At 65.1% G+C, this 14105-nt stretch carries 11 protein-coding genes; 4 read left to right on the forward strand and 7 right to left on the reverse strand.

What is annotated here, in order from left to right:
* Nucleotides 1–6 precede the first annotated feature (6 nt).
* Together ACWAT4_RS31815 and ACWAT4_RS31820 are read left to right on the forward strand one after the other, a co-directional pair.
* Entirely contained in the window at nucleotides 7–639 is a 633-nt protein-coding gene (locus ACWAT4_RS31815) for a LysE family translocator (RefSeq protein WP_212297594.1), read from the forward strand.
* A 7-nt stretch (nucleotides 640–646) separates the two neighbouring features.
* On the forward strand, nucleotides 647–1522 hold the full coding sequence (locus ACWAT4_RS31820; protein WP_212297593.1) for an alpha/beta fold hydrolase: 876 nt from the start codon (nucleotides 647–649) through the stop codon (nucleotides 1520–1522).
* 153 nt (nucleotides 1523–1675) lie between these two features.
* Here ACWAT4_RS31820 and ACWAT4_RS31825 read toward each other — a convergent pair whose 3' ends face one another.
* The 3 genes from ACWAT4_RS31825 to ACWAT4_RS31835 form a co-directional block, all read right to left on the reverse strand.
* Complete coding sequence (locus ACWAT4_RS31825) at nucleotides 1676–2560, reverse strand: 4-(cytidine 5'-diphospho)-2-C-methyl-D-erythritol kinase (protein ID WP_212297592.1); 885 nt, start codon at nucleotides 2558–2560, stop codon at nucleotides 1676–1678.
* Nucleotides 2561–2584: 24 nt separating this feature from the next.
* On the reverse strand, nucleotides 2585–4381 hold the full coding sequence (locus ACWAT4_RS31830; RefSeq protein ID WP_212297591.1) for a tetratricopeptide repeat protein: 1797 nt from the start codon (nucleotides 4379–4381) through the stop codon (nucleotides 2585–2587).
* 294 nt (nucleotides 4382–4675) lie between these two features.
* Nucleotides 4676–6337 carry an electron transfer flavoprotein-ubiquinone oxidoreductase gene (locus tag ACWAT4_RS31835; RefSeq protein ID WP_212297590.1) on the reverse strand — a complete coding sequence of 554 codons (1662 nt, stop codon included), beginning with the start codon at nucleotides 6335–6337 and terminating at the stop codon, nucleotides 4676–4678.
* A gap of 136 nt (nucleotides 6338–6473) precedes the next feature.
* Here ACWAT4_RS31835 and ACWAT4_RS31840 point away from each other — a divergent pair, with 136 nt between their 5' ends.
* The gene (locus ACWAT4_RS31840; protein ID WP_212297589.1) at nucleotides 6474–7280 is read left to right on the forward strand and encodes a uracil-DNA glycosylase; all 807 of its coding nucleotides are present in this window, start codon (nucleotides 6474–6476) and stop codon (nucleotides 7278–7280) included.
* A 129-nt stretch (nucleotides 7281–7409) separates the two neighbouring features.
* Here the strand turns inward: ACWAT4_RS31840 and ACWAT4_RS31845 are convergent, their stop codons facing one another.
* The 4 genes from ACWAT4_RS31845 to ACWAT4_RS31860 all read right to left on the reverse strand — a co-directional run bounded on the left by ACWAT4_RS31845 (nucleotide 7410) and on the right by ACWAT4_RS31860 (nucleotide 11506).
* On the reverse strand, nucleotides 7410–8918 hold the full coding sequence (locus ACWAT4_RS31845) for a glycosyltransferase family 39 protein (RefSeq protein WP_449728964.1): 1509 nt from the start codon (nucleotides 8916–8918) through the stop codon (nucleotides 7410–7412).
* A gap of 99 nt (nucleotides 8919–9017) precedes the next feature.
* Nucleotides 9018–9773 (reverse strand): ribonuclease HII, encoded by a 756-nt coding sequence (locus ACWAT4_RS31850; protein ID WP_212428126.1) that lies wholly within the window; start codon nucleotides 9771–9773, stop codon nucleotides 9018–9020.
* 77 nt (nucleotides 9774–9850) lie between these two features.
* A complete protein-coding gene (locus ACWAT4_RS31855) occupies nucleotides 9851–10306 on the reverse strand; it encodes a VOC family protein (RefSeq protein WP_212444994.1) in 456 nt (151 codons plus the stop codon).
* 24 nt (nucleotides 10307–10330) lie between these two features.
* Nucleotides 10331–11506 (reverse strand): PA0069 family radical SAM protein, encoded by a 1176-nt coding sequence (locus ACWAT4_RS31860; RefSeq protein WP_449728965.1) that lies wholly within the window; start codon nucleotides 11504–11506, stop codon nucleotides 10331–10333.
* A gap of 209 nt (nucleotides 11507–11715) precedes the next feature.
* On the opposite strand from ACWAT4_RS31860, the gene ACWAT4_RS31865 reads away from it, so the two are divergent.
* Nucleotides 11716–14103: a phosphoketolase family protein gene (locus ACWAT4_RS31865; protein ID WP_212297584.1), complete on the forward strand. Its 2388-nt coding sequence runs from the start codon at nucleotides 11716–11718 to the stop codon at nucleotides 14101–14103.
* Nucleotides 14104–14105 lie beyond the last annotated feature (2 nt).

A 14105-nucleotide genomic window follows, 5' to 3' on the forward strand; every position in this document is an offset into this window, starting at 1 on the left:
AACAGGATGATCGACACGAATATCTGGCTGTTCCTTGCTGCCGCCCTCGTCATTGCCGCCATTCCCGGCCCCGGCATCTTCTACGTCGCGGCGCGAACCTTGTCGGAAGGGCGCGCCAGCGGCTTTGCTTCGACCGCGGGCACGGCGCTGGGCGGCCTGGTTCATGTCGTCGCCGGCAGCCTCGGCATCTCCGCTATCATCCTGGCGAGTGCCGAGCTGTTTACGGCCGTGAAATTTGTCGGCGCACTCTATCTGGTCTGGCTCGGCATCAAGACTTTTCGAAGCGCCGGCCACGCCCGGCCGCTCGGGAGCGAAACCGTCGGCGACAAGCGCGCCTTCCGCGACGGGGTCCTGGTCGAGGCACTGAACCCGAAGACCGCAGCGTTTTTCCTCGCCTTCATCCCGCAATTCCTCGATCCCGCGGGAACAGGCCCCACGCAGCAATTCATCGTGCTTGGCGCCATCTCGGTGACGCTGAACACGTTCGCCGATATCGGCGTGGTGCTGATGGCGTCCGCGACCCGCACGCAGCTGATCGGACGGCCGCTTCTGATGCGTCGCCTGACGCAAGGCTCAGGGCTCTTCATCGCCGGCCTCGGCCTGTCGCTCGCGCTGGCGAGGCGGCCCGTGAATGGATAGCGCCACGATGACCGTCCCGCAAAGCCGCTATTACGAGTCTCACGGCCTGCGTCTGCATTATGCAGATTGGGGCAACGAGAATGCGCCGCCTCTCATCCTGGTCCATGGCGGCCGGGATCATTGCCGGAGCTGGGACGCCATCGCCCGCTCATTGCAGCCGCACTTCCACGTGATCGCACCCGATCTGCGCGGCCACGGCGATTCCGACTGGACCAAGGGCGGCAGCTACGCGCTGACCGAGTATGTCTACGATCTCACCCAACTCGTCCGCAGCATCGCGGCGCCCCAAGTAACTCTCATCGGCCATTCGATGGGCGGAATGGTGAGTCTCATCTTCTCGGGTTCATTCCCCGAGCTGGTCTCGAAACTCGTCGTTCTCGACGGCGTAACGATGCTGCCGGATTCACCCAAACCGCCGACGCATGAGCGCATCGGCAAATGGGCCGCCCAGCTCGACAGACTGCACGATCGCACGCCGCGCCGCTATGCGACCCTCGAGGACGCGGCCGCGCAGATGATACTTCACAACAAGCGGCTCTCCCGTGATCTCGCGCTGCATCTTGCCACCTACGGCGCGCGGCAGAATGAAGACGGCACCTATAGCTGGAAGTTCGATCCCTACCAGCGCGCCAGTGCGCCGCACCGGCTCTGGCCGGACGATCACGTCGCCCTGTGGTCGCGCATCACTTGTCCCACTCTGCTGCTGAATGCCGGCGAGAGCTTTCTCGCCTGCACTCGGTCGGCGGGACTGGAGCGCTATTTCCGAGAGGCGCGGATCGAGACCATCGCCGGCGCCGGCCACTGGCTGCAGCACGACAAGCCTGAGGAGGTGCTGGGTAAGATCCGGCGATTCTTGGGATTGGCCGAGGACGGCGCAGGTTAGCTACGCTGGAGTGAGCAAAGCGACTTGTCCGCCGTAGCTCGAAGAGCGAAGGCGGAGGCAATGCCCACGCCTTCGAACGCGTCATGTCTATACATGGTGGGCACGGCGCTATCGCGCCTCTGCCCCCCTACGGCACCGTCTTCCGGGAAACAGCTAGCTCAATGTCCCCGCATGCACCCACCAGCCCGGATGATCCGCGCGGATCTTCTCGGCAGCGGCGTGCGCCTCGGCGGGCAGGCCGTAGATCGCAAAGCAGGTCGCGCCCGAGCCTGACATCCGCGCGAGCTTGACGCCGGCGGAAGAGCGCAAAGCGCCCAGCACGTCACCGATCACTGGCTCGATACGCATCGCAGGCGCCTCGAGGTCGTTGGCCACCGCGTCGAGAACCGCGACCCAATCGGCGATCGATCCGCCCGCCTCCGGCCAGGCCGGAGCTGCGAGGACCGAGGTCGCGCCGACCAGGAGCTCACCATTGCGCAAGCCGAGCGCCTGGAACACGTCCTTGGTCGCGACCGGCACGCGCGGATTGACCATCACGCAGGGCATGCTCGGCAACGCCAGCGGCAGCAGCTGCTCTCCGACCCCGGTCATGTCGCAGGCACGCGAGAGCAGGCACACCGGCACATCGGCACCGGTCGCGAGCGCGACCTCCTGGAGCCTGGGATCATCGAGCGACAGATTGTTGAGACGCGCCAGCAGGCGCAGTGCCGCCGCCGCATCCGCCGAGCCGCCGCCGATACCGGCTGCGACCGGCAAGACCTTGTCGAGCGCGAAGGCGCCGAGCTTCAAATTCGGCACGGCGTCGGCCAACAATTTTGCAGCCTTGAACACGAGATTGTCCGACGTGTCGCCACAGGCCGCTGCAAGCGGCCCCGTGGTCGCAAGCCTGAGCTCGCCACCCGGCTCCAGCGTGAGCCGGTCGGCACAGTCGGCAAACGCAACCACGCTTTCGAGATCATGATAGCCGTCGGCACGGCGGCCGATCACGCGAAGGCTCAGATTGACCTTCGCGCGCCCTTCTTCAACCAACGCCGGCATTGGCGATGCCCCCTCAACGCAGCCTTAACCGCCCTTGTCGTCGTCTTTCTTCTTATCCGCCTGCGCGGCCGAAGAGTTCGAATTATCGTCGCTCATGCCGTTGGCGATCTTGGCCTCGATCTTCTGCAGATCGTCCGCCTCGGGCTTGAGATCACGGGCATGCGCCCACTGGAATTTGGCCTCCAGCGTGCGGCCGACGCGCCAATAGGCGTCGCCGAGATGGTCGTTGATGGTGGGATCCTCGGGCTTGAGATCGATCGCGCGCTCGAGGTTCTTCACCGCCTCTTCGTAGTTGCCGATGCGGTAGTAGGCCCAGCCGAGGGAATCGACGATGTACCCGTCGTCGGGGCGCTGCTCGACGGCACGCTTGATCATCTTCATGCCTTCGTCGAGATTCACGCCCTGGTCGATCCAGGAATAACCGAGATAGTTCAGGACATGCGCTTGGTCGGGCTGCAGCTCGAGCGCCTTCTTCATGTCGGCTTCCGCGTTGCCCCACTGCTTGGAGCGCTCCTCGCAGATGCCGCGATAATAGTACCAGACGCTGTTGGCCTTGTCGTTGCCGGCCGGCAGCACGTCGATGCCTTGCGAATAGGTCGCGCCGCAGTCGCTGAACTTCTTGCGGCCGCGCTCGAGATTGCCGAGCGCCATGATGGCTTCGAGATCCTTGGAGTCCTCCGATATGACGCCCTTGAGGATCTTGATCGCCTCGTCGGTACGGTCGGCCGAATCCAGATCGATGGCGAGCTGAATCTGAGCGTTGCGCTTCAAGGGCGAGCTCGACGGCACGCGCTCGTAGATCTTGATCGCCATCTGCGGCCGCTTCACCGATTCATAGAGGTCGGCGAGCGAAAGCAATGCCAGCGGATGATTGGGCTGGAGATAGAGCGCGAGCTGGAGATAGACCAGCGCGAGATCTTCGCCGCCGCGGCGGGTCAGCATCGCGCCGATGCCGTAGAGAGCCTCGGCCGCACCGGCCTGCGGGGAATCGACCAGCGATGGCATCTTCTTGCCGGCCTTGGTCTCTCGCAGGCCTTCCACGATCAGCGGATGACGGGCGAGCTTCTTGTCGAAGGCTTCATAGATCGCGGTCGCAGAGGCCGCATCCTTGTTGCGCGACAGCCAGCGCGCATAGGCCTCACTGACGCGCAGCATGGAATCGTCGAGCTTGTAGGCACGCTCGAAGCGGGGGCCCGCGTCCTTCTCCTTGCCGGCGTTCTCGAGGATCATGCCGGCGTGCAGATCCTTGAACAGCGGATACCACTCCGGGCCCGCCAGCTTGTCGATCGTCGCAACCGCGCTCTTGGCATCGCCCGCACCATAGGCCGCCCAGCCGGACAGAAGCGTCGCGACGAGATCGGTGATCGGCCCGCGAATCGACTGGTTGATGTTGCTCTGCGCGCTCGGATATTTCTTCAGCTTCAAATCATGCACGCCGACCACGAGGCGTGCGATGCGATTGGTCTTGTCGATGGCGAGGATGCGCTCGGCGAGCTTGATCGCTTCTTCGAGGTCGCCATCGTCGACCGAGGAGATGAAGGCGCGGTCGAGCAGCTCGTTGTTCTTGGGATCGGTCCGCAGCGCAGAGCGGTAGAAGGCGGCGGCAGAGCTCGCGTCGCGCTCGACATTGGCATGACGGGCGGCGAGATAGCTGCCAGCGGTGGTAAGCGACTTCAGATCGTTTCGGGTCGGAAACGGCGCCGCCGTATCGGCCGGATGATCCGGCGTCTGCGCCAGCACCCCGCCGGGGACCGCCACGATCGCAGAACCGACAAGGGCGATGGCAGCAGCAGTCCAGCGGTTGAAACGATTTGAAAACATCAGGGCTCGCCTTGAGTTGGTGGTGCCTGGGTTTGAAGCAAAAGGCCGTCTCGCACGCGAACGCGGCCGGCGACATCGAGACCCGGAACCGTCGGGTCCGGACAATGCCGCTTTTGGCGCTTCACCGCAAGGATTCGGACCGGGCGCCCCCCTCCGCACGCCCCAAATCGGCCAATGACCGTCAAGAGCGCCCCAAGACGCCGCTACTATGGCCTTATCGTGGCCGGGAGCACCCGCGGTCCTGCCGTCCTCACGCGAACGTGCGCGAGATCACGCTTTGTGACCCTGCGGCCCCTACATCGCCTCGTAATTCGGTCCGCCGCCACCCTCCGGAGGAACCCAGGTGATGTTGCCGTTGGGGTCCTTCACGTCGCAGGTTTTGCAGTGGACGCAGTTCTGGGCGTTGATCTGGTAACGCGGGCTGGCGCCCTCCTCGACCCACTCATAGACGCCGGCCGGGCAATAGCGATTCGACGGACCGGCGAAGACGTCGTGCTCCGACGACTTCTGCAGGTCCATGTCGGTCACGCGAAGATGAACCGGCTGATCTTCCTCGTGATTGGTGTTGGACAGGAACACCGAGGACAGCTTGTCGAACGAGATCTTGCCGTCCGGCTTCGGATAGTTCTTCGGCGCATGTTGCTTGGCCGGATCGAGCGTCGAGCGATCAGGCTTGGCATGGGACAGCGTGCCGAACAGCGAGACGCCGAACAGCTGATTGGTCCACATGTCGATGGCGCCAAGGGGCACACCGAGAAAGGTGCCGAACTTCGACCACAGCGGCTTGACGTTGCGGATCCTGAAGAGGTCCTTGCCGACCGCGGAATCGCGCCAGGCATTCTCGTAGGCGGCGACCTCGTCGTTGGCGCGGCCTTCGGCGAGCGCAGCGGCGACATGTTCGGCGGCGAGCATGCCGGTGCCCATCGCGTTGTGCACGCCCTTGATGCGGGGAACGTTGACGAAGCCGGCCGCGCAGCCGACCAGCGCACCGCCCGGAAAGGTCAAGCGCGGCACCGACTGGTAGCCGCCTTCGGTGATGGCGCGCGCGCCGTAGGCGAGACGCTTGCCACCTTCGAATACGTCGCGGATCGACGGATGGGTCTTGAAGCGCTGGAATTCGTCGAACGGCGACAGATATGGATCGTCGTAGTTGAGGTGCACGACGAAGCCGACCGCGACGCGGTTGTCGTCGTAGTGATAAAGGAACGAGCCTCCGCCGGTCGAATTATTGAGCGGCCAGCCGAACGAGTGCTGGATCAGGCCCTTCTTGTGCTTGGCCGGATCGATCTGCCAGACCTCCTTCAGGCCGATGCCGAACTTCGGCGGTTCGCTCTTGGCATCCAATGCAAACTTCGCGATCAACTGCTTCGACAGCGAGCCCCGCGCGCCCTCGGCGAACAGGGTGTACTTGCCGAGCAGCTCCATGCCGCGGGTGTAGGAATCCTTGTGCGTACCATCCTTGGCGATGCCCATGTCGCCGGTCGCGATGCCCCGCACCGCGCCCTTCTCGTCATAGAGCACTTCGGTCGCGGCAAAGCCCGGATAGATCTCGACGCCGAGCCCTTCCGCCTTCGGCGCGAGCCAGCGGCAGACATTGCCGAGCGAGCCGATGTAGCAGTGATGATTGCTCATCAGCGGCGGCATCGCGAAGCCGGGCAGCTTGATGCGGTTGTCGCCGAACATCCAGTAGAAGTGGTCATCCTTGACCTGCGTCTTCAACGGACAGTCGGGATCCTCGCGCCAGTCCGGGATCAGCTTGTCGAGCGAGATCGGATCGATCACCGCACCCGAGAGAATGTGCGCACCGACCTCGGAGCCCTTCTCCACCACGACGATGTTGAGATCGGCGTTGAGCTGTTTGAGCCGGATCGCCGCAGCCAGGCCCGAGGGGCCGGCGCCGACGATGACGACGTCGAATTCCATGGATTCGCGCGGGGGAAGTTCTTCGGTGCTCATCTGATCTCAGCCCTTGAGACGGTTCCTTGTCATTTGCGCCCCCTTGTTTCCGATTTTTCCGGGTAGGACAACCACGGAAATGCGTTCCGCTGGGATGCAAGGCGCCTTAAGATGAACTAATAGTCCGACTTTCCCAATGATGCCCGAGCCCGCACCCACCGTCCGAGAGCTTCTCGCCTTCTATCTGGAGGCCGGTGTCGACTGCGCGCTCGCCGAGGAACCGGTCGACCGCCTGGCGGAATTAGACGCCCCGCCGCCGGCCCCGCGTGCGTCACCGGTCGAGGCACCGCGGCCGGTCGCCGCGCCTGCGGTGATGCGCGGCGAGGCCGCACCTGCTCCTGACGTCGCGATCGCCTCGGCGCGCGAGGCCGCGCGCACTGCGCCGACGCTGGAGGCACTGCGCGAGCTCATGCAAACCTTCGAGGGCTGTGCGCTCAAGCATACCGCGACGCGGCTGGTGTTCGCCGACGGCAATCCGCAGGCGCGCATCATGTTCGTCGGCGAGGCGCCCGGCCGCGATGAAGACATCGAGGGGCTGCCGTTTGTGGGGCGCAGCGGCAAGCTGCTCGATCTGATGATCGGCGCCATAGGCCTCAACCGCACCACGGCCTACATCACCAACGTGATTCCCTGGCGGCCGCCCGGCAACCGCACGCCGACGCCGCAGGAGACGCAGATCTGCCTGCCCTTCATCCAGCGTCACATCGAGCTCGTGAACCCCGACGTGCTGGTGACGCTCGGCAATCCCTCGACGCAGACATTGCTGTCGACGCGCGAAGGCATCATGCGCACGCGCGGACGCTGGTTCGACTACGATACGGGCCAGCGCGCCATCCGCGCGCTGCCGACCTTCCACCCGGCCTATCTGTTGCGCTCGCCATCATACAAGCGGCTGGCCTGGCAGGATCTGCGCGCGATCGCGAAGGTGCTGGCGGGATCGTAAGGAGCAGTACGTCCTATCTTCGTCATTGCGAGCGCAGCGAGGCAATCCAGAATCGTTCCGCGGAGGGAGTCTGGATTGCTTCGTCGCAAGGGCTCCTCGCAATGACGACGGAGAGAGCACGCGCGCGCCTCACGCCCCCTTCGGTCGCACGATCGCCCAGCCGATGCGCAATAGTCCCTGGCGGCCATTGACCAGCCATTCGAAGGCACGCGGCACTTCCGGCACGATGCCGGGGAAGCGCGCGAGGATGTCGGGCGGCGGGGTGCCGGCGGTGTCGGAAGCGCGCCAGACCACGACGCCGCCGCTCTCGCTGAATTTGGCCTGCGACATCCACGGCGTGCGGGCGGGCGCAGCGTCGATGAAGAGATGCGGCCGGCCGGAATGCAGCGTGATCAGGCTCGCAAGCTGCGTTTCACCGGCGACCGCACGCAGGCGATGGTTGGTGCGGCGGGCAAAGCTTTCATCGAAAAAGTCAGAGATCGCTCGCGCCGGCATCGAGGTCGCGATCTCGCCGGTGCCGCTCCAGGGCAGGAACAACACGGCCAGGACGACGCCGGCGGCGGGCGCGACGATGGCTGCTGCCCATACCGTGCGCAGCATGCGGGCACGGCGCATCGCGATGAGATCGCCGGCCACGACGACCATGGCGAGTCCCGACATGACCAGCACGACACCGGCGCCCCCGACGACGGCATCGAATCCGAACAGGCCGGAGATCACGACCGCACCGAGCGCCGGCGCGAGCGCAAAGAAATAGACGAAATTGCGCGCGAGCGGTTCGACCGGCGGGCGGTAGATGATCGGCGCCTCCTCGCTCGTGCCGGCGAACAGACCGGTGTTGAGGAAGGTCAGCACCGGGACCGCCACCGCGCCGAGCACGAGCCCGCCGAGCAGCCAGGCGGCGTGGATCGCACGGGCGCCGAGGTCGGCGATCTGCGGCCAGGCCGGCAGCACAAGGGTCTCGGCGCGCATCAGCCAGACCGCATAGGGCAACGCCAGCACGGCAACGACAACGAGCGCAAACAGCGGATCGAGCGCGCGCAAGGTCCGGCGGCCGCCGGCAGTCGAGAGCGCGAAGATGACGAGCAACGCGAGCAGGAAGATCGCCGACGGCGTGGTCAGGAGCAGCAGGCCGGCCTCGATCGACCAGGCGAACCAGGCATTGCCGCGACGCTGGCCGATGATCTGCCAGGAATGCAGCAGCAGCAGCGCCCACAGCGGCCGTGCGAGAATCAGGGGACCAAAGTCGAGCGCTGACGAGGAGAACGCCAACACCGTCATGGTCAGGAGCACGGCAAGCACCGCGTGCTGGGTACCGACCACGGCGCGCGCCAGGTGATAGAGCGTGATGAAGGTCGCGATCTGGCAGAGCTCGGCGAGGACGTAGACGCCGAACATATGGCCGCCCGCGGCGCGATAGGCGATGTCGGCGAGCCAGATCGACAGCGGCGGACCGAGATCAGTGCCGACTTGGTACTCGCGGCCGAAGGCGAGCAGGGTCGCGAGGCTGCCGGGCGGACTGCGGTAGAACAGCAGCGCCACCAGCAGCCACATTGCGGCCTGGAGCAGCACGGCAATCCAGACGATCAGCCGCGGCCGGGCGCGAATGAGCTCGATGACCAGGGAGGTAAACCGCATGCAACGCCCGCAAGATGCAGCCAACCCGTCCAGCCGGCCCTATTCGCTCACGCCTGTTTTGATAAAGGGCGCTGCGCGCCGTGGCAACGACCGTCTACGCTAGAGGCCTGCCGAAGCATCGATTTCAACTGTGGTCTCCACCTGCACCTCGACCTCGGCGACCTCGAACAAATCCCGCACCGGCTCGACCGTCCATGGCATGTGCTTGGCACGGGCGGCGGCGACCGGGGCGAAGAAGCTGCGGTGATGGACGGTGGGGCCGAGGCGATTGAGCGCGTCGAGATGCTCGGGCACGCCATAGCCCTTGTGCTGCTCGAAGCCGTAGCCGGGACAGTCCTGCGCCAGCGCGCACATCAGCCGGTCGCGCGTCACCTTGGCGACGATGGAAGCCGCCGCGATCGATAGCACAATACCGTCACCGCCGATCACGGCCTCGCAGTCGCAGGCGGTGTCGAGGCGGTCACGGCCGTCGACGAAGACATGCATGGGCGCCTCTGGCAATGCGACCACGGCGCGCTTCAGCGCCCACAGCGAGGCGCGCAGGATGTTGTCGCGGTCGATGCGGGCGGGGGAGGCGACAGCGACCGAAACCTGCGCGGTGGCGCAGATCTTGTCGAACAGTTTTTCACGCTCTTCCGCCGTCAGCCGCTTGGAATCGTCGATACCGCGCGGAATGCGGTTGGGATCGAGAATCACCGCAGCCGCCACCACGGGGCCGGCCAGGGGCCCGCGGCCAGCCTCGTCGCAGCCCGCCACCGGCCACACGCCGCGCTTGATCAGCGCGCGCTCTCGACGGAAGCTTGCCTTTGCTGGCCTGGCCTTAATTGGCTTTTTGGCGGACGTGTCCCGAATCATGGCCGGGATCGTGCGCAAGCCGACCCGCTCGCGCAACCGGGAACCCCGCGCAATTCCCGTTATTCGGGCCGGTCGCCCTACTCCGCCAGATGCACCCGCCGGTCGTCGCCGACCTCGATGCCGGGCGCGACGACGACCTCCCAGGGATGGCCGTCGGGATCGGCAAAATAGCCGGAATAGCCGCCGTAATCGGTCTCATGCGCGGCCTTCAGCAGCTTCGCGCCCTTGCCGAGTGCGAAGGCCAGCACCGCATCGACTTCCTCGCGCGTGGCGCAGTTCCAGGCGAGCGTCACCCCGCGGAAGGTTGTTGGCCTCGGATTGTCCGGCAGCTTGGCATCGGCCGCGAGCTGGTCCCAGGGAAACAGGCCGAGCACCGGACCGCCGGTCTCGAAGAACGCCACGGCCTCGCCGGTCGCCTTCAGCCGGCGCGAGAAACCGAGCGCGGCATAGAAAGCAATGCTGGTGCGGATATCACTCACGCCGAGCGTGACCACCGTCAGTCGTGGTACCGGGGCCGGCAGTTCCTTACGCATCACACACCTCGTTCGCTCCGCGCCCTAGAACAGGCTGAGCTGCTCGCCGTTCTGCTTCGGCCGCGCAAAATGATCCGTGGTCAGCTTCGAGCGGCGCTTGTTCAGGCCGAGCCTGTCGCAGGCGATCTCAAAGCGGCGGCCGATGGTCCAGGCCATCGGACCCGTACCCTTCATCCGCTCGCCCCATTTCGAGTCGTAGTCGCGACCGCCGCGCATGTCGCGAATCAGCGTGAAGACGTGGCGATAGCGGTCGGGATAGTTCGCCATCAGCCATTCGCGGAAGAGATCCCGCACTTCCAATGGAAGCCGCAACAACACATAGGAGGCTTCCTTGACGCCGGCATGGGCTGCGGCGTCGAGAATGCGCTCGATCTCGGAATCGTTCAGCGCTGGGATCACGGGCGCGACCATCACCGTGGTCGGAATGCCGGCCTCCGAAAGCTGCTTCAGCGCCTCCAGCCGCTTCGGCGGCGTGGAGGCCCGCGGCTCCATTGTGCGCGCGAGCTTTGGATCGAGCGAGGTCACCGAGATCGCGACCTTGGCGAGGTTGCGCTTGGCCATGCGCGCCAGAATGTCGATGTCGCGCACGACCAGCGCGGATTTGGTGACGATGCCGACAGGATGGCCGGTGCGCTCCAGCACCTCCAAAATGCCGCGCATGATTTTGCGCTCGCGCTCGATCGGCTGATAGGGGTCGGTGTTGGTGCCGATCGCGATCATCCGCGGCTCGTAGCCGGTCGCCGCGAGTTCCTTCTCGAGCAGCGCCGGCGCCTCGGGCTTCACGAACAGCTTCGACTCGAAGTCGAGCCCCGGCGACAGGCCGAGATAGGCATGCGTCGGCCGCGCGAAGCAATAGACGCAGCCATGCTCACAGCCGCGATAAGGATTGATCGAACGGTCGAAGCCGATATCGGGAGACTCGTTGCGGGTGATCACCTTGCGCGAGGTGTCGACGCCGACCGTCGTCTTGAACGGCGGCAGCTCTTCCAGGCTCAGCCAGCCATCGTCGAAGGCGACGCGCGCCTCGGCTTCAAAGCGGCCGCTAGCGTTGGACTGTGCACCCCGCCCTCGCCTGCGCGCGCGGTCGATGACGACGCCAAGTTCTGGAAAATCCGCGGGGAAATCAGAAGGCGCACCCGCCGGCTCGGAGGGCGCCGTGACCGGCGGGTGCTTGAGAGCAGAAGAAGAAGCTGGACTCATGAAAGCATGATAGCACGGCAAAGGAACAAATCAAGAACAAGAATGAAAAACGCGAAAACAACCCCATGCACAGTAGCCGCCCAGATTTCAGGCAAGGTCCTTTGACCTCACGCAACAAGCCCGTCACGGCCATCTCGTTTGATGCGCGACAGGATCGATCGTGACGGAACAAAGTTGGTGACGATCGCTGGGTGGAGGTCGGCAGGAACATGACAATCCAACGAAAAACGGCCGCCGCGAGCGGCGACCTCGATCTCCTCGATCGCTACTGGCGCGCCGCGAATTATCTCTCGGTCGGGCAAATCTATCTGCTGGACAACCCGTTGCTGCGCGAGCCGTTGCGGCCCGAACACATCAAGCCACGCCTGCTCGGCCATTGGGGCACGACGCCCGGGCTGAACTTCATCTATGCCCACCTGAACCGTGTCATCCGCGCGCAGGATCTCAGCGTGCTCTATGTCTGCGGTCCCGGCCATGGCGGCCCGGGCATGGTCGCCAACACCTATCTGGAAGGCAGTTACAGCGAGATCTATCCGAACATCCCGCGCGATGCGGACGGATTGCGGAAGCTTTTCAGGCAGTTCTCCTTCCCGGGCGGCATTCCGAGCCACGCGGCACCGGAGACGCCGGGCTCGATCCACGAGGGCGGCGAACTTGGCTACGCGCTGGTGCACGCCTATGGCGCAGCGCTCGACAATCCCGACCTGATCGTCGCCTGCGTCGTCGGCGACGGGGAGGCCGAGACCGGCCCGCTTGCGGCGTCCTGGCACTCCAACAAGTTCCTGAACCCGGCACATGACGGCGCCGTGCTGCCAATCCTCCACCTCAACGGCTACAAGATCGCCAACCCGACCGTGCTCGGCCGGATGCCCGACAGCGAGATCCGCGATCTCTTCCGCGGCTTCGGCCACGAGCCGCTGTTCGTCGAGGGCGACGATCCGCAACCGATGCACCAGGCCATGGCCGACGCGCTCGACGTCGCGATCGCCAGCATCCGCTCGATCCAGCAGCACGCCCGCGACGGACGCACGAGCGTCGAGCGGCCGCGCTGGCCGATGATCGTGCTGCGCAGCCCGAAGGGCTGGACCGGCCCCAGGGAAGTCGACGGCAAGAAGGTCGAAGGCTTTTGGCGCGCGCACCAGGTGCCCGTTGCAGGCTGCCGCGAAAGCCCGGCGCATTTGAAGATTCTCGAGGACTGGATGCGCAGCTACGAGCCGGAAAAACTGTTCGACACGAACGGCGCGCTCATCCCCGAACTGCAGGCTCTCGCGCCCGAAGGGAACAGGCGCATGGGCGCCAATCCGCATGCCAATGGCGGGCTGCTGAAGAAGGAGCTGAAGCTGCCGGACTTTCGCAGCTTCGCGCTCGACGTGCCGCAGCCGGGCAGTGTCACGGGCGAAGCGACGCGTGAGCTCGGTAAATTCTTGCGCGACGTCATCCGCCTCAACGCGCGGGAGCGCAACTTCCGCATCATGGGCCCGGACGAGACCGCATCAAACCGGCTCGATGCCGTGTTCGACACCACCGAGCGCGTCTGGATGGAGCCGATCGAACCTTACGACGTGCATCTCGCGCAAGACGGCCGCGTGATGGAAGTCTTGAGCGAGCATCTTTGCCAGGGCTGGCTCGAGGGCTACCTGCTCACCGGCCGCCACGGCTTCTTCTCCTGCTACGAGGCCTTCATCCACATCGTGGATTCCATGTTCAACCAGCACGCCAAATGGCTCAAGGTGACGCGGCACCTGCCATGGCGACGACCGATCGCCTCGCTCAACTATCTCCTGACCTCGCATGTCTGGCGCCAGGACCATAACGGCTTCAGCCATCAGGATCCCGGATTCGTCGATCTCGTCGCCAACAAGAAGGCCGATATCGTCCGCATCTATTTCCCGCCGGACGCCAACACGCTCTTGTGGATCGCCGATCACTGCCTGCGCACGTACAATCGCATCAACGTCATCGTTGCCGGCAAGCAGCCGGCGCCGCAATGGCTGTCGATGCAGGAGGCGGCGACGCATTGCGATGCCGGCATCGGCATCTGGACCTGGGCCGGCAACGAGGACGCCGGCAGCGAGCCCGACGTGGTGATGGCCTGCGCCGGCGACGTGCCGACATTGGAGACGCTCGCGGCCGTCGACCTCTTGCGCAAGGCGCTGCCCGATTTGAGGATCCGCGTCGTCAACGTCGTCGACCTCATGACGCTGCAGCCGAAAGGGCAGCATCCGCATGGGCTTTCCGATCGGGACTTCGACGGCCTGTTCACGACGGACAAGCCCGTCATCTTCGCCTATCACGGCTATCCTTACCTCATCCACCGTCTCACCTATAACCGCACCAACCATGCCGGCATGCATGTGCGCGGCTTTGCCGAGGAAGGCACCACGACGACGCCGTTCGACATGGTCGTGCTCAACGGGCTCGACCGCTACCATCTCGCGATCGAGGCGATCGAGCGCGTGCCGGGGCTGGCGACCAAGGCCGCACAGGTCAAGCAGAGGTTCCGCGACAAGCTGATCGAGCATTCGCGTTACGTGCGCGAGCAAGGCGAGGATATGCCGGAAATCCGCGACTGGGTCTGGCCGGGCAAGGCAGGCTGACG

The sequence above is a fragment of the Bradyrhizobium sp. T-1 genome, from assembly GCF_053592855.1.